At 70.5% G+C, this 26,379-nt stretch carries 25 protein-coding genes; 8 read left to right on the forward strand and 17 right to left on the reverse strand.

Features of this window, described 5'->3' with window-relative positions:
• Positions 1 to 30: 30 nt before the first annotated feature.
• From HJG52_RS03410 to HJG52_RS03430, 5 genes are read right to left on the reverse strand one after another with little or no spacing between them, the layout of a single operon-like run.
• Positions 31 to 615 carry a hypothetical protein gene (locus HJG52_RS03410; RefSeq protein ID WP_171242125.1) on the reverse strand — a complete coding sequence of 195 codons (585 nt, stop codon included), beginning with the start codon at positions 613 to 615 and terminating at the stop codon, positions 31 to 33.
• Complete coding sequence (locus HJG52_RS03415; protein ID WP_171242126.1) at positions 615 to 1,802, reverse strand: glycosyltransferase family 4 protein; 1,188 nt, start codon at positions 1,800 to 1,802, stop codon at positions 615 to 617. Before HJG52_RS03415 ends, HJG52_RS03410 begins: the two co-directional genes overlap by 1 nt.
• On the reverse strand, positions 1,799 to 2,701 hold the full coding sequence (locus tag HJG52_RS03420; protein WP_171242127.1) for a phosphatidylinositol mannoside acyltransferase: 903 nt from the start codon (positions 2,699 to 2,701) through the stop codon (positions 1,799 to 1,801). Before HJG52_RS03420 ends, HJG52_RS03415 begins: the two co-directional genes overlap by 4 nt.
• 3 nt (positions 2,702 to 2,704) lie before the next feature.
• Entirely contained in the window at positions 2,705 to 3,319 is a 615-nt protein-coding gene (gene pgsA / locus HJG52_RS03425) for a phosphatidylinositol phosphate synthase (RefSeq protein ID WP_171242128.1), read from the reverse strand.
• Between the two features lie 16 nt (positions 3,320 to 3,335).
• Positions 3,336 to 3,752, reverse strand: a complete 417-nt coding sequence (locus HJG52_RS03430; protein WP_171242129.1) for a thiol-disulfide oxidoreductase DCC family protein — start codon at positions 3,750 to 3,752, stop codon at positions 3,336 to 3,338.
• 18 nt (positions 3,753 to 3,770) lie between these two features.
• Between HJG52_RS03430 and HJG52_RS03435 the strand changes: the two genes are divergently transcribed.
• Together HJG52_RS03435 and HJG52_RS03440 are read left to right on the forward strand one after the other, a co-directional pair.
• A complete protein-coding gene (locus HJG52_RS03435) occupies positions 3,771 to 4,271 on the forward strand; it encodes a hypothetical protein (protein WP_171242130.1) in 501 nt (166 codons plus the stop codon).
• A 4-nt stretch (positions 4,272 to 4,275) separates the two neighbouring features.
• Positions 4,276 to 5,199 carry an HTTM domain-containing protein gene (locus HJG52_RS03440; protein ID WP_206069870.1) on the forward strand — a complete coding sequence of 308 codons (924 nt, stop codon included), beginning with the start codon at positions 4,276 to 4,278 and terminating at the stop codon, positions 5,197 to 5,199.
• Here the strand turns inward: HJG52_RS03440 and HJG52_RS03445 are convergent.
• The 5 genes from HJG52_RS03445 to HJG52_RS03465 all read right to left on the reverse strand — a co-directional run bounded on the left by HJG52_RS03445 (position 5,104) and on the right by HJG52_RS03465 (position 11,926).
• Positions 5,104 to 6,078, reverse strand: coding sequence for an ArsR/SmtB family transcription factor (locus HJG52_RS03445; protein ID WP_171242131.1), 975 nt, complete (start codon positions 6,076 to 6,078; stop codon positions 5,104 to 5,106). The genes HJG52_RS03440 and HJG52_RS03445 overlap by 96 nt on opposite strands.
• Positions 6,079 to 6,207: 129 nt before the next feature.
• Complete coding sequence (locus HJG52_RS03450) at positions 6,208 to 6,756, reverse strand: HIT family protein (protein WP_171242132.1); 549 nt, start codon at positions 6,754 to 6,756, stop codon at positions 6,208 to 6,210.
• An 83-nt stretch (positions 6,757 to 6,839) separates the two neighbouring features.
• Positions 6,840 to 7,409, reverse strand: coding sequence for a hypothetical protein (locus HJG52_RS03455; RefSeq protein ID WP_171242133.1), 570 nt, complete (start codon positions 7,407 to 7,409; stop codon positions 6,840 to 6,842).
• Between the two features lie 79 nt (positions 7,410 to 7,488).
• Positions 7,489 to 9,474 carry a threonine--tRNA ligase gene (gene thrS / locus HJG52_RS03460; RefSeq protein WP_171242134.1) on the reverse strand — a complete coding sequence of 662 codons (1,986 nt, stop codon included), beginning with the start codon at positions 9,472 to 9,474 and terminating at the stop codon, positions 7,489 to 7,491.
• A gap of 181 nt (positions 9,475 to 9,655) precedes the next feature.
• A complete protein-coding gene (locus tag HJG52_RS03465) occupies positions 9,656 to 11,926 on the reverse strand; it encodes an HNH endonuclease signature motif containing protein (protein ID WP_171242135.1) in 2,271 nt (756 codons plus the stop codon).
• A gap of 719 nt (positions 11,927 to 12,645) precedes the next feature.
• On the opposite strand from HJG52_RS03465, the gene HJG52_RS03470 reads away from it, so the two are divergent.
• On the forward strand, positions 12,646 to 13,404 hold the full coding sequence (locus HJG52_RS03470; protein ID WP_171242136.1) for an N-acetyltransferase: 759 nt from the start codon (positions 12,646 to 12,648) through the stop codon (positions 13,402 to 13,404).
• Here the strand turns inward: HJG52_RS03470 and HJG52_RS03475 are convergent.
• On the reverse strand, positions 13,362 to 14,492 hold the full coding sequence (locus tag HJG52_RS03475; protein WP_171242137.1) for an FUSC family protein: 1,131 nt from the start codon (positions 14,490 to 14,492) through the stop codon (positions 13,362 to 13,364). The two genes, HJG52_RS03470 and HJG52_RS03475, sit on opposite strands and share 43 nt — an antisense overlap.
• A 67-nt stretch (positions 14,493 to 14,559) precedes the next feature.
• Here HJG52_RS03475 and HJG52_RS03480 point away from each other — a divergent pair, with 67 nt between their 5' ends.
• Together HJG52_RS03480 and HJG52_RS03485 are read left to right on the forward strand one after the other, a co-directional pair.
• Positions 14,560 to 15,108, forward strand: coding sequence for a GNAT family N-acetyltransferase (locus HJG52_RS03480; protein WP_171242138.1), 549 nt, complete (start codon positions 14,560 to 14,562; stop codon positions 15,106 to 15,108).
• Positions 15,105 to 15,758: an SDR family oxidoreductase gene (locus HJG52_RS03485; RefSeq protein WP_171242139.1), complete on the forward strand. Its 654-nt coding sequence runs from the start codon at positions 15,105 to 15,107 to the stop codon at positions 15,756 to 15,758. The genes HJG52_RS03480 and HJG52_RS03485 overlap by 4 nt, the downstream gene beginning before the upstream one ends.
• A 3-nt stretch (positions 15,759 to 15,761) precedes the next feature.
• Here the strand turns inward: HJG52_RS03485 and HJG52_RS03490 are convergent, their stop codons facing one another.
• The 3 genes from HJG52_RS03490 to HJG52_RS03500 are packed head-to-tail and all read right to left on the reverse strand — an operon-like array spanning position 15,762 to position 19,286.
• Positions 15,762 to 16,616 (reverse strand): MaoC/PaaZ C-terminal domain-containing protein, encoded by an 855-nt coding sequence (locus HJG52_RS03490; protein ID WP_346767546.1) that lies wholly within the window; start codon positions 16,614 to 16,616, stop codon positions 15,762 to 15,764.
• Between the two features lie 2 nt (positions 16,617 to 16,618).
• Positions 16,619 to 17,962, reverse strand: a complete 1,344-nt coding sequence (locus HJG52_RS03495; protein WP_171242140.1) for a 3-oxoacyl-ACP reductase — start codon at positions 17,960 to 17,962, stop codon at positions 16,619 to 16,621.
• 1 nt (position 17,963) lies between these two features.
• Positions 17,964 to 19,286 carry an acetyl-CoA C-acetyltransferase gene (locus tag HJG52_RS03500; RefSeq protein ID WP_171242141.1) on the reverse strand — a complete coding sequence of 441 codons (1,323 nt, stop codon included), beginning with the start codon at positions 19,284 to 19,286 and terminating at the stop codon, positions 17,964 to 17,966.
• Between the two features lie 99 nt (positions 19,287 to 19,385).
• Between HJG52_RS03500 and HJG52_RS21525 the strand changes: the two genes are divergently transcribed.
• From HJG52_RS21525 to HJG52_RS03515, 3 genes are read left to right on the forward strand one after another with little or no spacing between them, the layout of a single operon-like run.
• Positions 19,386 to 20,054, forward strand: coding sequence for a TetR family transcriptional regulator (locus tag HJG52_RS21525; RefSeq protein ID WP_171242142.1), 669 nt, complete (start codon positions 19,386 to 19,388; stop codon positions 20,052 to 20,054).
• A gap of 5 nt (positions 20,055 to 20,059) precedes the next feature.
• Positions 20,060 to 21,976, forward strand: coding sequence for an acyl-CoA dehydrogenase family protein (locus HJG52_RS03510; RefSeq protein ID WP_171242143.1), 1,917 nt, complete (start codon positions 20,060 to 20,062; stop codon positions 21,974 to 21,976).
• A gap of 36 nt (positions 21,977 to 22,012) precedes the next feature.
• Positions 22,013 to 23,176: a mannosyltransferase family protein gene (locus HJG52_RS03515; RefSeq protein WP_171242144.1), complete on the forward strand. Its 1,164-nt coding sequence runs from the start codon at positions 22,013 to 22,015 to the stop codon at positions 23,174 to 23,176.
• 21 nt (positions 23,177 to 23,197) lie between these two features.
• Here HJG52_RS03515 and HJG52_RS03520 read toward each other — a convergent pair whose 3' ends face one another.
• Genes HJG52_RS03520 through HJG52_RS03530 form a run of 3 tightly spaced genes read right to left on the reverse strand, consistent with a single transcriptional unit; the run spans position 23,198 to position 26,347 of the window.
• Positions 23,198 to 23,620, reverse strand: a complete 423-nt coding sequence (locus HJG52_RS03520) for a VOC family protein (protein WP_171242145.1) — start codon at positions 23,618 to 23,620, stop codon at positions 23,198 to 23,200.
• A gap of 4 nt (positions 23,621 to 23,624) precedes the next feature.
• Positions 23,625 to 24,935: a class I SAM-dependent methyltransferase gene (locus HJG52_RS03525; protein WP_346767547.1), complete on the reverse strand. Its 1,311-nt coding sequence runs from the start codon at positions 24,933 to 24,935 to the stop codon at positions 23,625 to 23,627.
• Positions 24,932 to 26,347: an FAD-binding oxidoreductase gene (locus tag HJG52_RS03530; RefSeq protein WP_346767548.1), complete on the reverse strand. Its 1,416-nt coding sequence runs from the start codon at positions 26,345 to 26,347 to the stop codon at positions 24,932 to 24,934. The genes HJG52_RS03525 and HJG52_RS03530 overlap by 4 nt, the downstream gene beginning before the upstream one ends.
• Positions 26,348 to 26,379 lie beyond the last annotated feature (32 nt).

Here is a 26,379-nt window from a genome sequence, read left to right on the forward strand (position 1 = left end):
CGGGGTCCATGGTAGAGCCGCGGCGCTGCGTCAATCCCGCAGGGCCGGGGGCAGGTCGTCGTCGAACTCCACCGTGCTGGGCAGCTGGGCGTGCCCAGCCAGCCGGAACCACTTCACGAGCCACTTGCGGCGCACCCGCTGGACGTCCTTGACCGCGTCGTTGAGGAAGCGCCGGGCCAGCTGCACCCGGACCCCGGCGGCCTCGACTCGCTGCAGCGCCACGGCCCCCGGACCGTCACCATCGGCGCGAACCTGCGCCACGGCCTCGGGGGTGAGGGCCACCTGAAGGGCCTCGGTGACGCCGCTCTCGGTCACCTCCCGGTCGCCGAAGGTCAGGCCGTCGAGCAGGTCGTGCTCCAGCGCCCGGTCGTTGTGCGCCTCCAGCGACTCCGACGCCACGCCGGCGAGGAGCAGCGCGCTGGCCGGGTCGAGCGCCCCGGAGTTGGCCAGCTCGAGGGTCGCCTCGGCGCGGCGGACCAGCTGGGCGTCGAGGGCCGACAGGGCGCCCTCGGCCCGCGTGTGCAGACGGTCCAACCGGGCTGCGCTGTAGGACAGGTACCACGCGACGCCGAGGAGCACCGCGACGACGACCACACCCCAGGTCACTGCGTCCATCACGCCTCACCCGCCCGTCGTCCGCGCAGCAGCCGGGTCCACCGCGTCTCCCCGGCGCTGCTGGCCCTGGGCTCCTGCGTGGAGTGGGTGACCGTCTCGTAGACGGCCATGACGTCGGCGGCGACGACCGACCAGTCGAACACCTCGGCGCGGCGCTGGCCGACGGCACAGAGACGTTCGCGTTCCGGCCCGTCGGCCAGCAGGTCGCCAAGCTTGCCCGCGAGGTCACGCGCATCCTCGTTCGCGAACATCACGCCGGCGCGCCCGCCGTCGAGCACACGGACGAAGGCCGGCAGGTCGCTCGCCACGACCGGGGCGCCGGCGCTCATCGCCTCGACGAGCACGATGCCGAACGACTCACCGCCGGTGTGCGGTGCGACGTAGGCGTCGACGGAGGCGAGCAGGCTGGCCTTGTCGTCGTCGGACACCATGCCGAGGAAGTCGGTGGCCGCGGCGACGCGTGCGTCCATCCGCTCGCGCGCGGCGGCGACGTCACCCGGTCCGGCGACCAGCAGCCGTGTGCCGGGGTGCCGGTCGAGCACTGCGGGCATCGCGGCGGCCAGCACGGGCAGGCCCTTGCGTGGCTCGTCGATCCGGCCGAGAAAGGCCAGCGTCGGCGCGTCGGGTGTGCCCTGCCACGATGGGTTGACAGGGGCCTCGGCGAAGCGAGCGACGTTGACACCATTGGGGATCACGACCGCGTCACCCCCGAGATGCGTGGTCACCGTGCGGCGCGCGTCCTCGGAGACCGCGATGCGCCCGCTGATCTTCTCGAGGCTGGGTCGCAGGAGCGGGTATGCCGCCTGCATGGCGCGCGAGCGCAGGTTGCTCGTGTGGAAGGTCGCCACGATGGGCCCCTCGGCCGACCAGAGGGCCAGCAGCGAGATGCTGGGCGTGACTGGTTCGTGGATGTGCAGCACGTCGAAGTCGCCCTGCTCGAGCCACCGGCTGACCCGCGACGCGGTCACGGGGCCGAAGTTGAGCCGCGCGACCGAGCCGTTGTAGCGCACCGGGACCGCTCGTCCCACGGACTCGACGTAGTCGGGCAGAGGGGTGTCCTCGTCGGCCGGCGCCAGCACCGACGCCTCGTGACCCTCGGCGAGGAAGTGCTCGGCCAGGTCGCGCACGTGGAACTGCACTCCCCCGGGCACGTCGAAGGAGTAGGGACAGACGATGCCGATCCTCATGAGACGAACACCCGCTGCATCATGTGCCAGTCGGCCGTGTGCTCGCGGATCGCGCCGCCCAGCGCGTCGGCACACCGCTGGGTCATGGCCGTCGCCTTCTCGCGGGTCGTCCCCGTGGTGGGCGGCTCGACCCGGTCGTGGAAGGTGATGACGATCCGGTGCCGCCAGCTGGACCCCTCGACCCGCTCGTAGCGGATCGTGACCGGGAACAGCGCCGCACCGGACGCCAACGACAGGGCGGCCGGCCCGGCGGCCATCTTCGAGCGGTTCCCGCACAGGTCGACCTCGATGCCGCGGTCCGTGAGGTCACGGTCGGCGAGCAGCGGCATGAGCACGGGCTCGGCCAGGTGCCCTCGCAGCTGCGCGAACACGTCTCCCCCACCGGTCAGCGGCAGGATCGTCATGCCGAGCGACTCCCGGAAAGCCAGGAACTCGGCATACACCTCCTCGGGCTTGAGGCGCTCGGCCACGGTGACGACCGGGCCGATGGCGCGGGTGCCCCACGCCCCCGCGAGGTCCCAGTTGCCGAGGTGCCCGAGGAAGCAGACGACGGGTCGCCCCGCCGCGAGCTCGGCACGGACGGGTCCGTCACCCTCGACGCGGACCGCGGCCTCCAGCTCTGCGGGCGTGCGGTCGGGCAGCCGGAACGCCTCGCAGTAGTAGCGCAGGTAGGACCGCATGCCGTCCTTGACGAGGGCGTCGAGTGCGGTGTCGTCGAGTTCCGGGCGCACCCGGGCGTAGTTGGCGCGCAGCCGCTGCACGCCCTTGCCGCCGCGGGCGACGGTGAGGTCGGCGATGCCGTCGAAGAGCCGGTATGCCGCGCGCTCGGGCAGGCGTCGCACGGCCGACCAGCCGAGGCGGTAGCCGCCCACCGCGAGGACGTCGGGAAGCGAGGGCACGGGTCAGGCGGTCTCGGCCAGCGCCTGGCGACGGACCATGAGCATCCGCTGCACCACGGTGATGAGGCTGGCCACGGCCAGCAGGGCGAGCACGACGGTCAGCACCACCTCGGGCAGCCCCAGGCCCACGAGGCCGGTCGTCACGAGCACGGCCACGAGGCGGTCAGCGCGCTCGGCGATGCCGACGTTCGCGGTGAAGCCGAGGCCCTCCGCGCGCGCCTTCGCATACGACACGACGCTGCCGAGGATGAGGCACGCCAACGCCAGCCCGGCCATGAGGAAGTCGTCTCCCCCGCCGGCATACCAGAGGACGAGCCCACCGAAGATCGCCGAGTCGCCGACCCGGTCGAGGGTCGAGTCGAGGTAGGCACCCCACTTGCCCGAGCGCCCGGACATGCGCGCCATGACGCCGTCGACGGTGTCGCTGAAGACGAAGAGCGTGATGACGACGGTGCCCCAGAAGAACGAGTGCCGCGGGTAGAACGCCAGGGCGCCGACGCAGACGCCGAGGGTACCGACGATCGTCACGACGTCGGGGCTGATGCCGGCCTTGAGCAACGCCCGGGCGACGGGGGTGAAGACCTTGGTGAAGAAGGCGCGCGCGTACTTGTTGAGCATGGTGGCGCCAGCCTACTTAAGCGGCGCTGCTCGGCTGCTTCGGCGCACAGGCCGGCGTGCCCCCGGGCAGCTGGTACCGGTGGTCAGCGACCCAGGTGTAGACCTTGCCGGCCACCCAGCTGATGCCCGGTGCCCTGACCAGCCACCCGAGTGGGCGCCATGCGGGTGCGCCGTGGGCGAGGCCCTCGGCGATGGCGAACTGGGCGGGGTGCACACTCCCGTCGGCCCGCACGAACTGCGCCGCCTCGATGCAGTCGGCCTCGGTCAGTCCGTAGGGCGCGAGGTCGAGCTCCTGCCACGGCCGCAGCGCGTAACGGCCCTTGCGGTCGACCCACCGGCCGGCGAACCGGGCGCTGGTCGTGCAGAAGCCGCAGTCGCCGTCGAAGATGAGCACCGGCCCGTCGGGGTTGCGGTGTGTGGGGCCGGAAATCATGGCCACCAGTGTGTCAGCATGGGCGCCATGACGGGGGCCGGGTCACGCAGCCTCCCTTGGTATGCCGTGGGGTGGCGGCTCGTCGTGACGTTCGCCGTGGTCGTGACGGTGGCGTTGGGCACGCTGGTCGGCAACGACGGCTGGTGGCCGTTTGCGCCCATGTCGCAGTACGCGTTCTCGGTGAAGAACGACGGCGTCATCAACTCGCTGACGATGGATGCGCTCACCGTCGACGGTGAGGTGGTGCGGGTGCCGCTGTCCAAGGAGAAGATCGGCATCGAGCGGTCCGAGATCGAGGGCCAGGCGCCGCGAATCGTCAACAACCCCGGGCTCTTGCAGGACGTCGCGGTGCTGCACCGCCGCCGGCTGCCGGACGAGGCGGCATACCGGACGATCTGGCTGCGCAACACCCAGCGCGACATCCGGACGCGGTCCGAGACCGTCCTCACCCTCGCGACGTGGAACGTCGTCGACCCGCTCGACCCGCAGCCCAGCGGCATACCCCAGGACGCGCGGTGACCAGGTGAACGCGCTCCGCTCGTTCCTCGCACCCACCCTGCCCTTGGCGCGGGTCGCCTGGTTGCGCCGGATCATCTATCCCTTCGTGTGGCTCGACGTGCTGTGGATCGTCACGGACCCGATTCCCCACGGGGACGTGCCACCGAGCCTCTACCGCGGGCTGGCCGTGCGGTCGCTGCTCGGCATGCCGGCGCCGTCGCACACGTATGTCCGGGTGCTGCTCGTCGTGATCCTCGTGAGCTCCGCGGTGGCGGCGTTCGGGAAGCTGCCGCGGCTGGCCGGGTTCGTCTGCGCGGTCGGGATGCTCGACTGGGTGAGCAACGCGTTCGCCTACTCCAAGGTCGACCACGACCACTTCGCCCTCATGGTGGCGTTGTTCGTGCTGCCGACCGTCGGACGGGCCAGCACCCGTGACGTCGACGTACGGTCGGAGGCCGCCGGGTGGGCGATCCGGATGGTCCAGATCGGGGCCGTGTCGATCTACGCCCTGTCGGCCTGGGCGAAGATGCGGTTCGGCGGGTGGGGCTGGGCCAACGGCGCGACGCTGATCTGGGCACTCACCCGCCGCCCGAACGGCATCGGGCCATGGGTGGGCTCTCACCCGGCGCTCACCCACGCGTTGCAGTGGACCGTGCTCATCGCCGAGTTCTGCGCGCCAATCCTGTTGTGGCTCAAGGGAAGAGCACTGTATGCCGCGTTGCTCTTCTGGGCGGGCTTCCACCTGAGCACCTACGTCATGCTCAAGATCCACTTCCTGCCGTTGGTGGTGTGCCTCTTCGCCTTCCTGCCGCTCGAACGGCTCGGCTCGGTCCGCGACCGCGTGCGTGGCCGCTCAGCCCGCCTCGAACGACGCGACCCGCCACGCGGACCGGTGGTAGACGACCGAGCGGCCCTCCCGGCGGCGGGTCACCAGACCGGCGCGTCGTAGCACGCCCAGGTGCGTCGACACCGTCGACAGGGGCAGGCCGAGGCGCCTGCTCAGCTGTGAGGTGGTACCAGGCTCGGTCAGGGCGTCGAGCACCTCGGCCCGGGTCCGCCCGATGAGCTGGGCGCTGGCCGCCGGCGCGTCGGTCAGGGCATGGGCGTCGGCTGCGTGGTCCACCGGTCCGATGCCGTACTGGAGCACCAGCGCGGTGTCGTTGTCGAAGTCCGTGAGCGGCTCGGCCAGGGCGAACAGGCTGGGGATGAGGACGAAGTCCTTGGTGCTGCCGTCGTAGTCGCCCGGCCACGGCTTGTCGATCAGCAGGTCGCCACCCGGCACCCATTCGATACCGGGGGCCAGGTGGGCCAGGGTGTCGGCCATTCCGTTGCGAGCCAACGACATCGACGTGTCGGCAAGGTGCCGTTCGAGGCGGCGCTGAAGCATGGCCCAGTCGCTCGCCAGGAGCTCACGCCACACGAAGGCCAGGCTCGCAGCGAGCCGGTGCCCGAGGCTGTCGTCCTCGACCCATGGGTCGAGGCGGCGGCGCACCGGCTCGGGCTGGTCGAGCCACTCGCACGAGGTCGTGATGGCGTCGTGGTCGAGCGCGTCCACGATCGCCAGCTCGTCGTCGATGCTCTCGTGTCCACGCAACGGGGGCGGTGACACGAGCGGAAACGGCCCCCGCCCCTGCTCGGGCAGCAGCACGCGCACGGGTTCGGCCCGAGCGTCGGCGAGCACGCGGCATACCCGAGGACGGACCCAGCCGAAGACCGGGTGACGCTGGCCCGCGACGCCCAGGCGCATGAGCGCGGCCAAATCCGCCAGCGGTGACACCTGCCACCGCACCCCTGCCAGTCCGTCCGTCCCCAGGTGAACCCTCCGCATGCGTCGCGAAACTATGCAGGTCAGGTCACGTGCAAGGCATGGCTGGGACACGATCGGGCTACGACTCACGCACCTGCGTGACCGGAGGTGTCAGGTGTGGCGGTTGGGGCTGGAGATCAGGCTGGGCGGTCAGCCCGGCCAGTGCTCGACGAGTCGGGTGCGCACGTCCTCGAGCAGCATCGGCAGCGCCTTGGTCTGGGCGATGACGGGCAGGAAGTTGGAGTCGCCACCCCAGCGTGGCACGACGTGCTGGTGCAGGTGCGCCTGGACCCCGGCGCCCGCGACCGCACCCTGGTTCATGCCGATGTTGTAGCCGTGCGGGGCGCTGGCGGCGTCGATCGCTGCGATGACCTGCTTGGTGAGCGCCGTGAACTCGGCGGTCTCCTCGTCGGTGAGGTCGACGTAGAGGGAGACGTGGCGGTAGGGGCAGACGAGGACGTGGCCGGGGTTGTAGGGGAAGAGGTTCATGACGACGTAGCAGTGCTCGCCGCGGTGGACGATGAGGCCCTCGGAGTCGTCCTTGGTGGGGGCGGCGCAGAACGGGCAGCCCTCCCCCGCCTGGTCGCTGGGCCGCTCGCCGGTGATGTAGGCCATGCGGTGCGGGGTCCACAGGCGCTCGAAGCCGTCGGGCTCGCGCGCGAAGTCGGCGTCGGTCTCGATCCCGGGCTCCCCGCTCATGGCCCCGACCCTACCCAGCCGGGTGGCGCCCCATGCCCACCCCGGTGCCGCGTGGCCGGGGCGATCCGGCCACGCGGCATACCTCAGAGGTTCGCGAGGGTGGCCTCGACGCCGTCGATCGCGGCGGCGCGCGCCTCGGCGAGCGTGGCGGTGCGGCCGTCCCAGTCGGTGGCGACGACGGCCACGACGTACTTGCCCTCGACGGCGAGGGCTGCGTAGTCGTCGCCGTTCGTGAGCAGGAGGTGCGTGCTCGGGTCCTGACCGGTCCAGGCGACGGTGCGCCACCCGGTGTCGAGGGAGCACATGCCGGTGTTGGCCGCGACGTCGGCGAGGGCGGCCTCGGCGTTCTTCCAGCTGGTGATGGTGAGGTCGGCGGTGAGCTGCGCAAGCGAGTTGGTGCCGTCGTAGTACGTCCACTGCCGGCCGTTCCGGGGCATGGTGGCTCCCTCGTTGGCCGGGTCGCAGATCTGCGCACCGGTGGCCGTGGGCGTGTTGGCGTAGTTGCCGAAGTCGTACTGCATCGGCTGGCCCGCCATGGTGTCCGGTGCGACGTCAGGTATGCCGCGTGCGGCCGACGCGCTCGTCGCTCCCCCGGCGAACGTGGCCGTCGCGAGCAGTGCCGCCCCGATGGTGCGGAAGGTCGTGCGGGACATGCTTCCCCCTTGCGGTAGCGGGGCGGGTCGTCGGCCCGCCCTCACTACTGCAGACGCGGCATACCGTCGAAATGTTGTCTCAGACCTGGGCGCGGGTCTCGATCGCGGTGAGCACCTCGGCGATCGCATCCTCGATCGGCACGCCGTTCTTCTGCGAGCCGTCGCGGTAACGGAAGGACACGGCGTTGTTGGCGCGGTCCTCCTCGCCGGCGATGAGAATGAAGGGCACCTTGGACTTGGACCCGTTACGGATCTTCTTCGGGAAACGGTCGTCGCTCTCGTCGAGCTCGACGCGAATTCCCTTGGCCTTCATCTGCTTCAGGATATCCCAGAGGTAGTCGTTGAACTCGTCCGCAACCGGGATGCCGAGGACCTGCACCGGGCTGAGCCACACCGGGAAGGCACCGGCGTAGTGCTCGGTGAGGACGCCGATGAACCGCTCGATGGAGCCGAACTTGGCCGAGTGGATCATCACCGGCTCCTGGCGCGAGCCGTCGGACGCCTGGTACTCGAGACCGAACCGGTGCGGCTGGTTGAAGTCGTACTGGATGGTCGAGAGCTGCCAGGTGCGGCCGATCGCGTCGCGCGCCTGCACCGAGATCTTGGGGCCGTAGTAGGCGGCGCCACCGGGGTCGGGGACGAGGTCGAGGCCGGACTCGGTGGCGACGCGCTCGAGGATGCTCGTGGCTTCCTCCCACTGCTCGTCGGTGCCGATGAACTTGTCCTTCTTCTCGCCCTCCTCGTCGCGGGTCGACAGCTCGAGGTAGAAGTCATCGAGGCCGAAGTCGCGGAAGAGTCCGAGGCAGAAGTCGAGCAGGTGCTTGATCTCGTCCGCGGCCTGCTCGCGGGTGACGTAGGAGTGCGAGTCGTCCTGGGTCAGGCCGCGCACACGGGTGAGGCCGTGGACCACGCCGGACTTCTCATTGCGGTAGACCGACCCGAACTCGAACAACCGCAACGGCAGCTCACGGTAGGAGCGGCCGCGGGAGCGGAAGATGAGGTTGTGCATCGGGCAGTTCATCGCCTTGAGGCGGTAGTCGGTGCCGTCGAGGTCGAAGGGCGGGAACATGCCCTCGGCGAAGTACGGCAGGTGACCCGAGGTGTGGAACAGGGTCTCCTTGGAGATGTGCGGGGTGCCGACGTACTCGAACCCCTCCTCGATGTGGCGCCGGCGGACGTAGTCCTCCATCTCCCGCTTGATGACGCCGCCCCTGGGGTGGAACACGGGCAGGCCCGAGCCCAGCTCGTCGGGGAAGGAGAACAGGTCGAGCTCGGCGCCGAGCTTGCGGTGGTCGCGCTTCTCGGCCTCGGCGAGCCGGTCGAGGTAGACCTTGAGGTCGTCCTTGGTCGGCCACGCGGTGCCGTAGATGCGTTGCAGCTGTGGGTTCTTCTCGCTGCCACGCCAGTAGGCGCCACCGCTGCGCATGAGCTTGAAGGCGTTGCCGAGGACCTTGGTGGTCGGCACGTGCGGGCCGCGGCACAGGTCGCCCCAGGCGCGTTCGCCGTCCTTCTTCAGGTTGTCGTAGATGGTCAGCTGGGCGCCACCCACCTCCACGTCGGCGCCCTCGGCCGCGTCGCCGGCGGAGCCGCCCTTGAGGCCGATCAGCTCGACCTTGTAGGGCTCGTCCTTGAGCTCGACGAGCGCGTCCTCGTCGCTGATCTCGCGGCGCACGAAGGTCTGGCCCTCGTTGACGATGCGCTGCATGACCTTCTCGAGCTTCTTGAGGTCCTCGGGCTCGAACGGCTTGTCGACGTCGAAGTCGTAGTAGAAGCCGTCGCGCACGGGCGGTCCGATGCCGAGCTTGGCCTCGGGGTTGACCTCCTGCACGGCTTGCGCGAGGACGTGGGCGGCGCTGTGCCGCAGGACGTCGAGGCCATCCTGCTCCTGCGCGGTCACGGGCTCGACGGAGTCGCCGTCGGCCAGGACGTGGGCCAGGTCGCGCAGCTCACCGTTGACGCGGGCCACGAGTACCGCACGGTCGTCGCCGAACAGGTCGGCAGCCGTCGTCTGCTCCGGCACCGATCGCTCGTCTCCGGCGACGTTGACGGTGATCTGGGCAGACACGCTGGCTTCTCCTGGGTTCGGTGTTCGGTGCCGAGCTCTGTCGTGGTGACTTGCTCGGTATGCCGCGTGCGCACCTCGCGCACGGGCCTCACCGATGCTATCGGCCGACATCGCACGGGTGCGACGCAGTTCCGGTGGGGGTGGGCGCGGGGTGGACGCAGGGGCGCAGCGCGGCGCCTACTTAGAACGGTGGTGGGTCGTCGGCGTTGGACCGGTGGCGGGTGGGGTGGTGGCTCGCGAGGTGGGTGGCGTATTCGTCGGTGAGGTTGACGGTCCACAGGCTGCCGGGGGTGATCAGTTGGCCGATGGGTTTGCCGTACTCGTCGAACAGGTTGCGGTGTTGGGGGCCGAAGCGTTCGCGGTGGTCGGTGAGGTACTCGAGGTGTTCGTCGAGCAGTGAGGGCAGCTCGACCGGGCGGTCTGTTGCAGCGCCCGTGTCGTCAGCGAGGGGTTGGCCGTCGTCATCGAGCCAGGGTTCGGGGTCGGGGTCCAGGTGGTCGACCGGGTGGGTGGTTCGGGTGCGGCCGGTGGGGTCGGTCCATTCGACGACGGCGCCGGGGAGCATGCGTACGGACCAGCGGCGGAGTTGTTTGGTGCGGTGGTGGCGTCGGCACAGGCAGATCAGGTTGCTCACCCGGGTCAGGGTGGTGCCTTCACGCCAGGGGGTGACGTGGTCCAAGTCGCAGAACGTGGCGGCGACGGTGCAGCCGGGGAACCGGCAGTGCCCGTCCCTGGCTTTGACGGTGCGGATCATGGCTTCGGTGGGCCGGTACCCGATCACGACCGGTTCTGGGACCGCGCACCGCCGCACGACCGCGGTGGCGAAGGCTGTCTCGATCCCGGCCACCGCTGACGTGCCGGCCACACCGGTGTTTCCGCTCGAGTCCGCGTTGCCGTTCCGGCTGGTGGCTGCCATTGCGGTGGCGTGGTCGCTGCCACGACCGGCCTGGTCCTGACGGGTGGGTGTGATGGTCCAGCTGCTGACCGGGGTGGAGGTGTAGGCGCCGGTCGACTCGTCGCAGGGCAGGATGTCGATCCGCACCCGCCGAGGAGCCAGCGCCGGCAGCGCTACCGGTCGACCATCTGCGGTCGCGGGTGCACTCGGGTCGGTGGCACGCAGCTTCTTCCTCTTGCGGCCCTTGCCCTTGGCCTTGCGGTTGTCGTTGCCGAAGCCGATTGTGTTGTCTCTAGTGGCTTGTGCGCCGGGTATCCGAGCGCCGGGCGTCCGGTCGTCGGGTTCGGTGAGGGTTGGGGGTCCTGTGCGTGGGGGTGGCCGGGTCGCGGTGCAGGTTTGGCCGATTCCGGTGTCGCGTAGTACTTGCCGCACCCAGGCATCGAGATCGGTGGTGTCGACCGCGTCGATGGACGTGCCGGTTGTGGAGTGTGCGTCGACGTCGTTCCTGGCAGTGACCCTTGGACTCCCGACTTGGCCGGCGCCGGGCGATGCGACGAGCGGCGGCACGGCGTCACCTTGGCCGCTGCGTGCGCCGGCTACAGCACCAAAGCCACGGTCGGCCCGTCCGACTTGAGTTGCAGTGGTCGAGGTGGTGCCACCGACAACCACACCGTCCGTACCGGCGCTGGTGGCCGGCTGACCTGTGGCGTGCGGGCGTGCGCGGCGTTCGGTGACGTTTGCCAGCGCACCATTGAGGCGGGACTCGGGCACGGCGACTTGGATGACGTACTCGGCGCGGGTGTTGCCGTCGATGAACGCGAGCATCGCGTCCGCCCGGGCCTGCTCGATGCACGTGTTGTGTCCGGCGCGCACGTACTCGCGGGCGAGGGAGTCGATCGCGGACCACGCCTTCTGTGACTGCTCTGCCGGCAGCGACGCGACCCAGGTGTCGACGCCGGGCCCGTCACCGGGCCAGCGCTGCAGCGACCGCTCCTTACGCGCTTGGGCGGCTTTCTGGCGCAGGAACTCGGCCGCGACCTGTCCCAGGACGCGGCGGACGCGTTGCCGCAACCGCCCACCGGTCTCCTTGCCGAGGTGGGGTTCGATCTTGGCCAGCACCGCCTCCACGGCGTTGTCGGGGGCATCGGCCAGTTCGTGTTCGATGATGCTGGCCCGGTACGGGTCGATCCGGCCCTGACCCATCGCTTCGAGCACGCACGGGTACCGCCCTGCCAGCTGGGCTGCGACACCGACCCTGGTCTCCGCACCGCGGGCGGTCACGCCGAGCTCGTCGCTGACGAGGGCGGCGGCGTCCATGCGGTGGTGGCCGTACCCGCGGAACTGCTCGACGACCTCACCGGTGCCCGGGTCGACGACGTCCTCGATCGCGGACACGTTCGCGATCGCCAGGGTCTGCACGGCTTGCACCATGCTGACCAGGCGCTGGGTGTCGCCGACGAGCTGGACGAAGTCATCGATCGACTCCCGCCGTGGAGCATCCGCCAGACGGGCAGCGTCAGCGCTCACCGTCCGCAACAGCTCCACGATATCGATCATGTGTTCGATTGTACTCGGACCCGCCGACAGCGACAAGAACTTGTCCACACCGAATCCTGTGTGTTTCCAAGAGAATTCGTTCACAAAGTCGATGGCCATCGAAGGCCGCGCAAGGCCCCCATCGACGAACGCACGCCACGGCACCCAAGCCCGCCGCGCCACGAGCAAGAGGGCACGGACCAGCAACAGCAGCGCGCACGATGAGCCGGTCTCCCCAGCGCCTTTTCAGCCCAACCACACCCCAAGGTGCGCCGCGCCGAGACCCGGCCACGCGGCATACCTGCGCCCGATCAGCCAGTCCTCCCCAACGCCTGAAACCCGCCCACCCACCAAGCCGACGGGGCACGAGGAAGGCAACGGACGAGCAAGAGCTGAGCACACGATTCTGCCGGTCCACCCCGGCGCCTGAAACCCGGCCAACCACCAAGCCGATGGACACGGCTAACGGTGAGCCACGGACCGCGATCGCCCACCACCCCTCCGTCCCAGCGCCCGCGACCGGACCGGCGCCACCCGTGAGTCGCAAGCGCCAGCGAGCCCGTGACCCAGTCCCGCCCGGCAAGCCAACCACGCGCCAAGCACCCGACCGCCCCGGCCTGTGCTCCTTCCCCCGCCAACCCAGCCCCGCCAACCCAGCCCCCGTCAACCGCCATCAAGGCAGCCAGGCCATCGCGGAAATGGCAGGCACACCAAGCGCTTTCGCACCTAGCCTGTGGCCCATGCCGGACCTGTTCATCACCACGCTGGCTGAGCGCCCCGACCTCGCCGACCGCATGTGGGGCATCGAGGGCCTGTGGCCGCGGTTCATGACGGAGGACCCGGTCAGCGACCTGTTCTACTCGCGCGCCACGACGAGGTACCCCGAGTTCTGCATCCTTGCCTTCGAACCCCACGACCTGGACCGCCCAGTGGCGCGTTCGTGCTCCGTCCCGTTCGCGATGGGCGAGGGCCTGGGCCGCCCGCACCTGCCCGACGATGGTTGGGATGGCGTGATCCGGTGGGCTTGGCACGATGACCTGGCTCAGCGCCGACCCACTCACCTGTCGGCTCTGGAGGTGGCCATCAGGCCCGACCGGCGTGGCTCCGGCCTTGCCGCCATCATGCTCGAAGCCAAGCGCCGCAACGCGATTCGACTGGGCTTCACCGAGCTCGTCGCACCCGTGCGCCCCAGTCTCAAGACGCACGAACCGCACACTCCTATGACCGACTACGCGACCCGCGTGCGCGGCGACGGACTCCCCGAGGACCCGTGGCTGCGCCTGCACGTCCGTGCCGGCGCAACGATCGAAGGCATCTGCCCGCGAGCCATGACGATCTCGGGCACCCTCGCGCAGTGGCGCGAATGGACCGGCCTCCCCTTCGACACCACCGGGGACGTGGTGGTCCCGTTCGCGCTCAACCCCGTCCATGTGAGCCTCGAGCACGACCACGCCGTCTACGTCGAGCCCGGCGTGTGGGTGCGCCATCGCCTGACCTGACGGATCGGGCCACTGTCGGTGGGCACGACCGCCCTGTCGTGGTGCTGGTCGAGGGTGCGTGCGAGCCGCTTGCCGTGGACGATGAGCGCCCCGTATGCCGGCCACGCGCGGGGGTCGTCGAGCCGGGCCTCGCGAACCCGGTCGCCGAGGTCGTCGAGAATGCGCGACGCCGCGACCAGCTCGTGGCGCACCGTGGCCCGTTCCGAGTCCTCGACGAGGCCGAAGTGCCCAACCGCAACGCCGATGTGGTCCAGAGCCGCGGCATACGAGTCGAGGAACTCCTGCGAGGGCGGCGGCAGCCAGGGCTCGTCGTCCGCGGCGTCGACCAGGGTGCGGGCCACGCCAGAGATCTGCCACTGGGTGCGGCGCACAGCCTCGGCTGTGTCGGCGTAGCCACCCCAGTCGATGTCGAGGCGCGACAGGGTCTCGCGCGGGTTGAACCGCGTGCTCTCCCGCCCGGTCTCGATCTCCCCCTGGACCTGCGGCGCCCACCGGATCGCTTCGGCACTCTCGTCGTACCACCGGTGCGCGTCCTCGGCGTCCCAGCCCTCGCGCAGCCCGGTTGCCATCTGCCCCAACAGTTCTCCGAGCCGTCGAGTCAGGGCTTGCAGCTGCGCCCGTGGCTGCCGCACGTGCAGTGGCGGCGCGACGAAGGCGTTGGTGACGACGCCGATCACACCGCCCACCAACGTCTCGACGATGGTGAGGTAGGTGAAGTGCGTGTCGGTCCCACCCGCCGTCAGCAGCGACAGCAGCACCATGACCGGCACCTGGATGCCATGCTCGCCAAAGCGTCGCCACCGTCCGATCAACAGCGCGATGACGAGCACCGGCAGCATCGACCACCAGTGCACCCCGACGGCGGAGCCGACCGCCCACGCGACGAGCATGCCCACCACCACGGCGCCCAGCCGCTGTGCGCTCGCCCCCAGCGACCGGACGATCGTCTTGTCCACGACGAGCAGCGCTGCCATGGGTCCGTAGAACGGCTGCGGACTCTTCAACACCAGCACGGTGAACTGCCACGCCACCACGGTCGCCAACGCTGCCTTGAGCAGCATGACGGCCGTCTCCCGCCGCGAATCCATCCTTCGACCACACCACGCCAGGGCCCCGCTCGCCAGCCCGGCAACGGCGACGCGCCAGACTGTGGCCATGACCACCCCCGCCACCGACCTCGTCCTCGAGCCGGTGCCGTTCACCGACACCCGGGTCGGCGCCCTCGTCGAGGAGGTACAGGCCTACTACGTGCAGATCTACGGCGGGCCCGACGAGTCTCCCTTCGAGCCGGCGCAGTTCGCGCCGCCGGTCGGCGCGTTCGTCCTCGGGACCGTCGCGGGTGAGCCCGTCGCCATGGGTGGGTGGCGCAGCCGCCCCGACCTCACCGATGACTTCGGCGCCCCGGTCGCCGAGGTCAAGCGCATGTTCGTGAGTCCACGGGTTCGCAGGCGTGGGTATGCCGCGGGCGTGCTCGCCGAGCTCGAGCGCACCGCCCGGGAGGCGGGCGTCGAGCTGCTCGTGCTCGAGACGGGAGCGGCGCAGCGCGACGCGATCGCCCTCTACCAGGCGGCGGGCTACACCCCGACGCTGCGGTTCGGCCACTACGCGATCCATGACACCTCCCGCTACTACGGCCGCTCGCTCACCGGCACTCCCCTGCCTGCCGCGCCAGAGTCCACCGGGGTTGGTAGACAGGACGCATGATCGTCGCCATCGCCGGAGGACACGGGAAGATCGCCCAGCTGCTCGAGCGCCAGCTCGCCGAACAGGGCCACGAGCCAATTGGCTTGGTACGCAACGCCGACCACCTCGCCGACCTCGAGCGCAACGGCGCCCGGGGTGAGGTCGTCGACCTCGAGCACGCGCCCACCGAGGACGTCGCCGCCGCGATCCGTGGGGCCGACGCGGTCGTCTTCGCGGCCGGGGCCGGACCGGGCAGCAGCGCCGACCGCAAGGACTCGATGGACCGTGACGGCGCGATCAAGCTGGCCGACGCAGCCGAGCAGGCCGGCATCCGCCGCTACGTCATGGTCTCGGCCATCGGTGCCGACGACGCGGACCCTGACTCCGACGACGTGTTCCAGGTCTACCTGCGCGCCAAGGCCGACGCCGACCGCGATGTGCGCGGCCGGGTCGGACTGGACTGGACCGTCGTGCGACCCGGCGCCCTCACCGACGACGACGGCACCGGCCTCGTCGAGCTGACCGAGGAGGCCGAACGCGGCTCGGTGGCACGGGCCGACGTCGCCTCGGTGCTGGCTGCCCTCCTGACGACGGGTGCTGGCGTGGGACGTCAGGTCAACCTGGTCGGCGGCAAGGTGCCTGTCGCGGAAGCTGTCGCCGCCCTCGGCTGAGCGTCACGACAGGGTCAGTGTCAGGAACACCTTCGACGCGTCCTTGCGCGACCTGAGCCCTGCCACCAGTGGCGACGCGTCGGGGTCGACCACGACCTCGACGGTGTTCGGCAGCAGCACCGGCTTGCCGAACCACACGCTCGACTCCCCCGGCTCGACTGCCTTGGGCCCCAACGCGGCCAGCGTCCGCGCGTACGTCCACATGCCGTGCGCGATCGCGCGCGGGAACCCCATCGCCTTGGCGGTGAGCGGGTGCAGGTGGATCGGGTTCACGTCACCCGACACCGCGGCATACCGCCGACCGAGGTCCTCGGGCAGCCGCAGCACCGCAGCGGGCGGACGGTCCGGCAGGGCGGGTGCCTTCTCCCGGTATGCCGCGTCGTCGCCACCGCGACCGCGGCGCAGGTAGGTGCTGCGCCCCTCCCAGACCCGCTGCCCCGCGACGTCGACCTCGGTGACCAGGTCGACGACCTGCCCCTTCGGGTGCGACGCGAGCTGTTCGGCGTGGACCGAGATGTCGAGCCGGTCATCCGCCGTCAGCTGCCGATGGACCACGATCCGGTTCTCGAGGTGCACGAGCCCGGGCAGTGGCAGCGGGAAGTCGCGCCCGCTCATCAACGACACCTGGAGCGGGAACCCCAGCACGTGCGGGTAGGTGGGCGGCAGGACGTCGGTGCCGGTGAACCGGCAGATCCGCTGGTACGCCAGCAGGTGGTCGCGGTCCACCTGCACGGCCTCGCGACGCAGGACCGTGTCCGGCAGCGCCCCACCCCGTCCCCGTGAGGTCAGGGCGGCCTTGACGAACAGTGGTGCCAGAGAAGGCGATTCGGTCAGGACCCGCGATGTCGACTCAGGCACGGTCAGGCCCCCAGGAGGCTCTGGCCGCACACGCGGACGACGTTGCCGTTGACCGCCGCGCTGGCGTCCTGGCCGAAGTAGGCGATCGTCTCGGCGACGTCGATGGGCAGCCCACCCTGGCTGAGCGAGTTGAGCAGGCGGCCGACCTCGCGCGTGGCGAACGGCACCTTGGCGGTCATCTCGGTCTCGATGAAGCCGGGCGCGACCGCGTTGACCGTGATGCCGCGCTTGCGCAGACGCTCGTCCGTGGACATGGCGTCGACCAGCCCGATCACCCCGGCCTTGGAGGCGGCGTAGTTGGTCTGGCCGCGGTTGCCGGCGATCCCGGCGATCGACGACACGAGCACGACATGACCGCCGTCGCGAATGCCGTTGTCCCCCAACAGGGTCTCGTTCATCCGCAGGATGGACTCGAGGTTGACCGACAGCACCGAGGCCCAGCGCGAGTCGTCCATGTTGGCGAGGAGCTTGTCGCGGGTGATGCCCGCGTTGTGCACGACGATGTCGAGCCCGCCGTGTCGCGACTGCGCGTGCTCGAGGATCCGCCGGCCTGCGTCCGCAGCCGTGACGTCGAGCTGGAGCGCCGTGCCACCGACCTTGTTGGCCGTCCTGGCCAGCGCCTCGCCCGCGGACGGCACATCGACACAGACCACGGTGGCTCCGTCCCGGGCAAGCACCTCGGCGATCGACGCGCCAATTCCTCGTGCGGCTCCGGTGACGACGGCCACCTTGCCCGCCAACGGCTCGGCCCAGTCCGCCGGTTCGGCCGGAGTGCCCTCACCGACCCGGATCACCTGGCCGTCGACGTACGCCGACCGCCCCGACAGCAGGAACCGCACGGTCGAGTCGACGCCCCCGTCGGCGCCATCGCGCACCAGCACCAGGTTGGCGGTCGCACCTGCCCGCAGCTCCTTGCCGATCGAGCGCGTGATGCCCTCGAGCGACCGGCGAACCGCCGACTGGGCGAACCCGTCCGCGTCACGCGGGTCCCGGCCGACGACGACCACGCGGGCGCTCGGGCGCAGGGACCGAAGGGTCGGGGCGACCGTGGAGCGGAGCACCTCCAGGTCGGCCGGTGTAGCCGCCTCGGTCAGGTCGACGACCACCGCCCCCAGCTTCGTACCCTGGGCCACCTCGCCGACCACGTCGACGTCCTGCGCCTTGAGCAGGTCACGGACCCGCGCCGCTATCGGCGCCGAGCCCAGCCCAGCCACGAGGACGGGACCGTCCACGAGAGGTGCGTCTGCGGCATACCGGCGCAGGCGCACCGGGCGCGGCAGGCCCAGCTGCGTCGCGAGCTTCTTCCCGATCGGGCTCGACACGAACCCCGCGTACACCCCGGCCACCTCAGGCCGCCTCGAGGATCGCCATGACGCCCTGCCCACCAGCAGCGCACACCGAGATCAGGCCACGCGCGCCAGATCCCTTCTCGTGCAACGCCTTTGCCAGGGAAGCGACAATGCGCCCACCGGTCGCGGCAAACGGGTGCCCCGCCGCCAGCGACGAACCGTTGACGTTGAGCTTGCTGCGGTCGAGCTCGCCGATCGGAGCGTCGAGACCCAGCCGGTCACGGCAGAACTCCTCGCTCTCCCACGCGGCCAGCGTGCACAGCACCGTCGAGGCGAACGCCTCGTGGATCTCGACGAGGTCGAAGTCCTGGAGCTTCATGCCCTGACGCTCGAGCAGCTTGGGCAGGGCGTAGGCCGGTGCCATGAGCAGACCCTCGTGCCCCGTGACGTAGTCCACCGCGGCCGTCTGCGCGTCGACGACGTGTGCCAGCACGGGCAGCCCGCGCTCGGCCGCCCACTCGTCGGAGCCCAGCAGCACCGCGGCCGCACCGTCGGTGAGCGGGGTCGAGTTCCCGGCGGTCATCGTCGCGTCGGGGCCCTTGCCGAACACCGGGTTCAGCTTGGCGAGCTTCTCGACGGAGGAGTCGGGTCGCAGGTTCTGGTCGCGGGTGAGTCCCTTGAAGGGCGTCAGCAGGTCGTCGAAGAACCCGCGGTCGTAGGCGGCCGCCAGGTGCTGGTGCGACGCGGCCGCGATCTCGTCCTGCGCCTCCCGGCTGACGCCCCACTGCTTGGCGGTCTGGGCCATGTGCTCACCCATCGACAGCCCGGTGCGCGGTTCGACGTTCTGCGGGATGGAGGGCACGAGTTGGTTGGGCCGCAGCCCGGTCAGGGCCTTGGCCCGCTGGACCGGCGTCTTGGCGCGGTTGGCGGCCAGCAGCGTCTGGCGCAGGCCCTCGTTGAGGGCGATCGGCGCGTCGGACGCCGTGTCCGTGCCACCGGCGATGCCGGAGTCGATCTGGCCGAGCGCGATCTTGTTGGCGACGAGGATGGCCGCCTCGAGCCCGGTGCCGCACGCCTGCTGGACGTCGTAGGCGGGTGTCGTCGGCGCGAGGCTCGAGCCGAGCACCGACTCACGGGTCAGGTTGAAGTCGCGGCTGTGTTTGAGCACTGCGCCCGCGACGACCTCACCGACCTGCTCCCCTGCCAGCCCGAACCGCGCCACGAGGCCGTCGAGCGTGGCCGTCAGCATGTCCTGGTTGGAGGCGTGCGAGTACGTGGAGTTGGCGCGGGCAAAGGGAATTCGGTTACCGCCGATCACCGCTGCACGACGCGGCGCGCTGCTGGACTGCTGGGTGCTTCTCGGCGTGGATCTCGTGGCCACTGGATGCTCCTCGGGTGGGTGAGGTCGGGCCGCCCGGCCCGTCCGCGTATTCGATACCGACAGTAGCAGGTACGCCCAGTACCTGCTACTGTCCGGGCTGTGAGCACGACCACCACACCGTCGCAGGACGGCCGCAGCACCCGCTGGGACGAGCACCGTGCCAGCCGGCGCCGCGAGCTCGTCGAGGCGACGTTGCGCGCCATCCGCAACCACGGCGCCGCCGTCGGCATGGACGACATCGCCGCCGAGGCCGGCACGTCCAAGACCGTGGTCTACCGCCACTTCACGGACCGCCAGGGCCTGTATGCCGCGGTGTGCGAGAGCGTGGACGCGCGCATCCTGCGCGACCTGGGCAAGGCCATGGGCGCCGCCGACGGCGAGCTCGCCGCCTCCCCCGGCGACCCGCGCGGCCTGATCAGTGCCTCGATCGACGCCTACCTCGGCCTCGTGGAGAAGGACCCCGAGGTCTACCGGTTCGTCGTCAACGCCCCCCTGCTCGAGACCCCGGCCGACGGCGACCCCGCCAGCCCGGTCACCAACCACATCGCAGCCCAGCTGTCCGTCGTCATCGCCACCGCCCTGGAGGCGGGCGGCCAGGACACCGCACCCGCAACGGTCTGGGCCGCTGGCCTCGTCGGCATGGTCCGCGCGGCCGCCGACCAGTGGCTCACCGCCCCGGACGCGATGACGCGCAGCACCCTCACCACCCACCTGACCGACCTCGCCTGGAGCGGGCTCTCGACCGCCTGGACCCCCTCGAAGGACTGACCACCATGACCGACCTCACCACCGCCCTTCGCACCACCCTCGACGGCCGCTGGGCTGACCTCAAGAACGAGGCCCGTACCGAGTTCGACCCCGCCATGTACATGCCTCCCACCAAGGAGCTGACCATGGACGAGTACCGCGCGCGGGTCGCCGAGCAGGTCCGGGAGATCGCCGCCACCGACCACCCACGACGCGGATTCCCTGTCGCACAGGGCGGATCCGGCGACCTCGGCGGGTCTGTCACCGCGTTCGAGGTGGTGGGTCACGCAGACCTGTCGCTCATGGTGAAGGCCGGCGTCCACTGGGGCCTGTTCGGGGGCGCGGTCAGCAACCTGGGCACGCAGCGGCACCACACGGCATACCTGCCCTCGATCATCGACGCCACGCTCCCGGGGTGCTTCGCGATGACCGAGACCGGCCACGGCTCGGACGTGCAGTCGCTCGGCACCACGGCCACCTATGACAAGGACACGGACGAGATCGTCGTCCACACCCCCACCCCGGCCGCCCGCAAGGACTACATCGGGGGCGCAGCTCGCGATGGCCGGATGGCCGCCGTCTTCGCCCAGCTGGTCGTCGACGGCGAGAACCACGGCGTGCACTGCGTCCTCGTGCCCATCCGCGACGAGAGCGGCGCACCCATGCCCGGTGTCACGATCGGCGACTGCGGTGCCAAGGCCGGCCTGCTGGGCGTCGACAACGGCAGGCTCACGTTCGACGAGGTGCGCGTCCCCCGCACCAACCTCCTGAACCGCTACGGCGACATCGACGAGAACGGCGTCTACACCTCCCCCATCGAGAACCAGACCCGCCGGTTCTTCACCATGCTCGGCACCCTCGTCCGAGGACGCATCAGCGTCGCCGGTGGTGCCGGTGCTGCGACCCGCACGGCCCTCACCCTTGCGGTGACGTATGCCGGGCACCGGCGCCAGTTCGCTGCGCCCGGCGGGGACGAGGAGGTGCGGCTGCTCGACTACCGCGTGCACCAGCGCAAGCTCCTGCCGGCCCTTGCCACGTCCTACGCCCTGCAGTTCGCGCAGAACGACCTCGTCGCGTTCATGCACGACATCCAGGGCGCTGAGCAGCTCGACGAGGAGAAGCAGCGCGAGCTGGAGTCGCGCGCCGCCGGCATCAAGGTCGCCTCGACGTCGCACGCCACTGCGACCATCCAGATGTGCCGTGAGGCGTGTGGTGGCGCGGGCTACCTCGCGGTCAACCGGCTGCCGGCGCTCAAGGCAGACACCGACGTCTTCACCACCTTCGAGGGCGACAACACGGTGCTGCTGCAGCTGGTCGCCAAGGGCCTGCTGACGAGCTACCGCGACAGCTTCGGCGACCTCGACACCCTGGGCATGGTGAAGTTCGGCGCCCGTCAGTTCGCCGGCCAGCTCGTGGAGCGCACCGCCGCGCGCGGGCTGGTGCAACGGCTCATCGACGCCGCCCCGGGACGCGACAGCGACAAGGGCCCGACCGACCGCGGCTGGCAGCTCGACCTGTTCGAGGACCGCGAGCGGCACCTGCTGGAGACCGTTGCGCTCCGGTTGCGCAAGGCCGGCAAGCCCGGCGCCGACCTGTTCGCCGTCTTCAACGAGTGCCAGGACCACGTCGTGGAGGCCGCGCGCGCCCACGTCGACCGGGTGGTCCTCGAGTCCTTCGTCGCCGCCATCGACGGCTGCCAGGACGCACCCGCCCGCGAGATGCTGAGCCGGGTCTGCGACCTGTACGCCCTCTCGACGATCGAGGCGCACAAGGGCTGGCACCTCGAGCACGGACGCATCACGCCGGCGCGCAGCAAGCAGGTGAGGGCAGCGGTCGGTGACCTGTGTGCGGCGCTGGCGCCCCACGCCCAGACGCTCGTGGACGCGTTCGGCATCCCCACCTCCTGGCTCGGCACCGAGCTGCTCGAGCCGGTCGCCGGCTGACCGGCCATCACGCTCGCCCCCACTAGGGTTTCCCCCATGTGGGGGAAAGTCAGCCCGGGCGCCCGGGTCGCGTTGGCGTGGCTGGTCTCCCGCCTCACCCTCATGGTGGCGGTGCTGGTCATCGCGCGGCTCGCCGGCATCGGCCCGGAGGTGCACCCGCTCGCCTCCGGCAACTGGGTCGCCGACCGCTTCGCGTACTGGGACAGCTACCACTTCACCCGGATCGCGAGCGTCGGCTACCTGCCGCCCGGGCTGGAGTGCTGCGACCAGGCGTTCTTCCCCGGGTACCCGCTGCTGATCACCGCGGTGGCCCCTTTCGTCGGTGGCAGCCAGATCGTGGCGGGCATCGTCATCACGCTCGTCGCCGGCACCGCGGCCGCGGTCCTGTTGTGGCAGCTCGTGCGCGAGGACCCGCGGGGCGGGCCGGTGAGTGCGCGGCACGCAGTGCTCCTGTTGGCCCTGGCACCGTTCGGGTACTTCCTCGTGGCTGTCTACACCGAGGCGACGTTCCTCGCCTTCGCCGTCGGCGCCTGGCTGCTCGCCCGGCGCGGGCACTGGTGGTGGGCGGCGAGCCTGGCCGCGTGCGCGTCGGCTGTCCGGGTCAACGGCCTGTTCGTGGCCCTGGGCCTTGCCGTGATGTGGGCCCTGGCCCGGTGGGGCGCTGGCGCGGATGGTGACACCCCGGTCGCACGGCCGCGGTGGTCGACCCTGCCTGCCCTCGCCGTCCCGGCGCTGCCCGTCCTGGGCTACATGGCCTACCTCCACGCACGCACCGGCTCGTGGAACGCGTGGCGCGAGGCCGAGCACCTGGGGTGGGGCCGGGTCCTCGCCACGCCATGGACCGGGCTGTCCCACGCGGTCGCGCAGGTGGGGGCCACGGACTCGTGGTTCCTCGCTGCATCCCGCGTCGGCGACATCGCGGCGGTCCTGCTCGGGATCGTGGTCATCGCCGTGTTGGTGTGGCAACGACGCTGGGCCGAGACGGCCTTCCTCGTGCCGTCGGTGGGCGTCATCCTCTGCTCGACCCTGTGGGTGTCCGCGGGACGCTACGCGCTCACGTGGTTCCCGGTGTACCTCGCCCTGACCACCCTCGGCGAGAGCCGGGCCGCGCGGTGGGCCTGGCGAGCGGTCGTCGTCGCCTGCGTGCCCCTCCTGGCCTTGGCCACGTATGCCGCGGCGACCCGTCAGTGGGTCGCCTGACCGCGGGTGCCCTGCACGCGGCTACTCGTCGCGCAGCAGCGTCCGACCATCGTCGGTGATGCTCCAGAACGGGTTGTGCGCGACCTCCCAGGGGTGTCCGTCCGGATCGATGAAGATGCCGGAGTAACCGCCCCAGAAGGTCTCCTCGCCGGGGCGCCCGATCACCGCACCGGCCGCGACGGCCTGGCCCAGGACCTCGTCGACCTCCTCGGGTGAGCGCACGTTGAGCGCGAGGGTGACCCCGCCCCAGCCGCCCGAGTCCTCCACCTCGGAGTCGGAAGCCAGGGCGTCCCTGTCCCACAGGGCGACCACGAGGCCGCCACACTGGAAGAACACGACGTCGTCGGCGTCGTTGCCGCGCTGCCAGCCGAGGTCGGCGTAGAACCGCTCGGACCATTCGAGGTCACGAACACCCAGGGTGACCAGCGAGACGCGCTGCTCCACGACCTCAGGCCTGCCACCACGGACGCAGCGGCAGATCCGCCTTGCCCTGCCCGTCGAGCTTGACGGCCAGCACCTGGTGGAGCTGAACCACGTTGCGCTCGAACCCCACTCGCGAGCCGGCCATGTAGAGACCCCAGACGCGGGCCGTGGCCTCGCCGACCTCGGCGACGCACTCGTCCCAGTTGTCGACGAGGTACTGGCACCAGCCGGCGAGGGTCTTGGCGTAGTGCTCTCGCAGGTTCTCCTCGTGGCGCACCTCGAGGCCGACGTCCTGCATCGAGCTGATGATCGTGCCCGAGCCGGTGAGCTCACCGTCGGGGAACACGTAGCGGTCGATGAACGCGCCCGCGCTGGCCCGACCCCGGTTGTCGGGGCGGGTGATGCAGTGGTTGAGGACGAGACCGCCCGGGCGCAGCCGGTCCTTGATGAAGCGGAAGTAGGCCGGGTAGTTGCGCACCCCGATGTGCTCCGTGAGGCCGATCGAGGAGACGGCGTCGAAGCCGCTTTCTGCGACGTCGCGGTAGTCGCTGAACCGCACCTCCGCCAGGTCCTGCAGGCCCTCGCGGCGGATCGCGTCCTGGGCCCACTGCGCCTGTTCGCGCGACAGGGTGGCGCCGATGACCCGGACACCCCGCCGCGCGGCATACCGGACCATCCCGCCCCAGCCGGAGCCGATGTCGAGGAGCCGGTCACCCTCCTTGAGCCGCAGCTTGTCGAAGACGAGGCGGTACTTGTTCTCCTGCGCCTCCTCGAGGGTGGCGTTGTCGGTCGGGTAGCACGCGCACGTGTAGGTCATCGACGGGCCGAGCACCATCTCGTAGAAGCGGTTGGACACGTCGTAGTGGTGGTGGATCGCGTCGGCGTCGCGAGTTCGACTGTGCCGCAAGCCTTCTGCGACGCGGCGCCACCGCGGCAGCGCCTCCTGGGGCGGGGGCGGCGGCGGCTTGAGCAGGTCGATGCCGAGGCTTCGGGCGATGGCGGCCACGGTGCGGGCCGGCGGCATCGCAAAGTGCATGTCGCCCATGGCGGTGAGCAGCGGGTAGGGGTCGCCGGGGTGGACACCCTCGAGGTCGAGGTCACCGGCGATGTAGGCCCGCGCCATGCCGAGGTCGCCCGGAGCCGTGGCGATGTAGCTGGCGCCACGCGGCGTGCGCAGGTTGATGCCGAAGGTCGCGTCCTCGGGACCGGTGCTCGAGCCGTCGTAGGCGCTGAACCGGAACGGCACGTTGTCGGGGGTGACCGCTTCGAGGATCTGCGCCATTGAGAGGCGCTCCACGTGCTGGGAGTCGTTCCGGTTGGTCCTGAGGATCGTCACTTGCGTCGCACCGCCTTGGAGTAGAGGTCGAGGAGTCGGGAGTCGGGGTCGTAACGGCGTTTCACTGCGGCATACGCGTCGCCGCCGTAGAGGCGCCAGAAGGTCTCTTCGTCGTAGAACGCGTCGGAGTAGAGGGACTTGTGTCCGTGGAGGGCGCTGACCTCGTCCTCGATGAGCTTGTTCGCGGCCGCCGGGTCGTCGGGGTCGCGCGGCACGGTCGACCAGAAGCCGACGTTGACGTAGAGCTCGCCGGGCTCGAGGGGGTAGAGCGGCCAGCTGGCGCGAGTTTGCACGGGGCACAACCAGATCGGCTCGATCGGGATCTCGCGCAGGAACCAGTGGACGAACTCGGCGGTGCGGTCCAGCGGCACCTCGATGTCCTGCACGACCCGCTCGCGCGGCGGCTGCCCCTTGCGGGCTTCGAGCTTGTCCGCGATGTCGTAGCGGCGGTCGAGGGCGACGAGCTTCCAGTAGAACGACGAGCGCTTCCAGCGGTCTGGCCAGAGCCGACGGATCGTGGGGTTCTGCGTGCCGAACGCGCGGCTGCACCAGAACCAGTCGGTGTCCCAGCGCCACAGGTAGTCGTGGGTCGTCAGCCGGTCGACCTTCGGCAGCGGCGAGTCGTGCTGGATCGAGCGGTAGTAGATGCGTTGGCCCGTGTAGTCGGACACGGGCCCGGGAACGGCGGTCTTGGTGCCGAGCGTCAGGTAGGACTCGGCGGCCGAGAAGACGACGCCGTCGAGATAGTCGACCGGTATGCCGTCGTGCTCCCCGCGGCGGGCGATGTCACCGATGGCGGAGACGAGGGTCTCGAGGTCGTGGAACCGCACGTGCCGCAGGGAGACGTAGGGCTCGACGGGCTCGAGTGCGATCTTGAGGCGGGTGGCGTAGCCGAGCGTGCCGTAGGAGTTGGGAAAGGCGTGGAACAGGTCCGCGTGCTCGCCGTCCGGACGGGCGGTCACCACCTCACCCGCGCCGGTGAGGACGTCCATCTCGAGCACCGACTCGTGCGGCAGGCCTGCGCGGAACGAGCTCGACTCGATGCCGAGACCGGTGACGGCACCGCCCAGCGTGATGGTCTTGAGCTGCGGAACCACCTGTGGCGCAAGGCCATGGGGCAGCGTGGCGTCGACCAGGTCCTCGTAGGTGCACACCCCCTGCACGTCAGCAGTCCGCGCGTCGGCGTCGACCTCGATCACGCCACCGAGGCCGCTCACGTCCAGACCGGGAACGTCGGTCGCCGTTCGCGCACGGAACAGGTTTGACGTCCTCTTCGCGAGGCGCACCGGCTGCCCTGCCGGGATGGCCCGGTAGCTGCGCACCAGCTGGGCCACGCCCTGCTGGTGCGCGACCCATGGGTCGTCGCTCAGTCGGACGATCTTCCCCGGTTCCACCTCGATGAACGAAGGCACGACCCCGAGACTATGCCCCGGTCGGAAGCCCC

The organism is Knoellia koreensis, from assembly GCF_013041615.1.
In the GTDB taxonomy this organism is placed as follows: Bacteria; Actinomycetota; Actinomycetes; order Actinomycetales; family Dermatophilaceae; genus Pedococcus; species Pedococcus koreensis.

Coding starts and splice junctions, on each gene's coding strand:
- HJG52_RS03410 (WP_171242125.1), bottom strand. CDS start 615: ATGGACGCAGTGACCTGGGGTGTGGTCGTCGTCGCGGTGCTCCTCGGC.
- HJG52_RS03415 (WP_171242126.1), bottom strand. CDS start 1,802: ATGAGGATCGGCATCGTCTGTCCCTACTCCTTCGACGTGCCCGGGGGA.
- pgsA (WP_171242128.1), bottom strand. CDS start 3,319: ATGCTCAACAAGTACGCGCGCGCCTTCTTCACCAAGGTCTTCACCCCC.
- HJG52_RS03430 (WP_171242129.1), bottom strand. CDS start 3,752: ATGATTTCCGGCCCCACACACCGCAACCCCGACGGGCCGGTGCTCATC.
- HJG52_RS03435 (WP_171242130.1), top strand. CDS start 3,771: ATGGGCGCCATGACGGGGGCCGGGTCACGCAGCCTCCCTTGGTATGCC.
- HJG52_RS03445 (WP_171242131.1), bottom strand. CDS start 6,078: ATGCGGAGGGTTCACCTGGGGACGGACGGACTGGCAGGGGTGCGGTGG.
- HJG52_RS03450 (WP_171242132.1), bottom strand. CDS start 6,756: ATGAGCGGGGAGCCCGGGATCGAGACCGACGCCGACTTCGCGCGCGAG.
- HJG52_RS03455 (WP_171242133.1), bottom strand. CDS start 7,409: ATGTCCCGCACGACCTTCCGCACCATCGGGGCGGCACTGCTCGCGACG.
- HJG52_RS03465 (WP_171242135.1), bottom strand. CDS start 11,926: ATGATCGATATCGTGGAGCTGTTGCGGACGGTGAGCGCTGACGCTGCC.
- HJG52_RS03470 (WP_171242136.1), top strand. CDS start 12,646: ATGCCGGACCTGTTCATCACCACGCTGGCTGAGCGCCCCGACCTCGCC.
- HJG52_RS03475 (WP_171242137.1), bottom strand. CDS start 14,492: ATGGATTCGCGGCGGGAGACGGCCGTCATGCTGCTCAAGGCAGCGTTG.
- HJG52_RS03480 (WP_171242138.1), top strand. CDS start 14,560: ATGACCACCCCCGCCACCGACCTCGTCCTCGAGCCGGTGCCGTTCACC.
- HJG52_RS03485 (WP_171242139.1), top strand. CDS start 15,105: ATGATCGTCGCCATCGCCGGAGGACACGGGAAGATCGCCCAGCTGCTC.
- HJG52_RS03510 (WP_171242143.1), top strand. CDS start 20,060: ATGACCGACCTCACCACCGCCCTTCGCACCACCCTCGACGGCCGCTGG.
- HJG52_RS03515 (WP_171242144.1), top strand. CDS start 22,013: ATGTGGGGGAAAGTCAGCCCGGGCGCCCGGGTCGCGTTGGCGTGGCTG.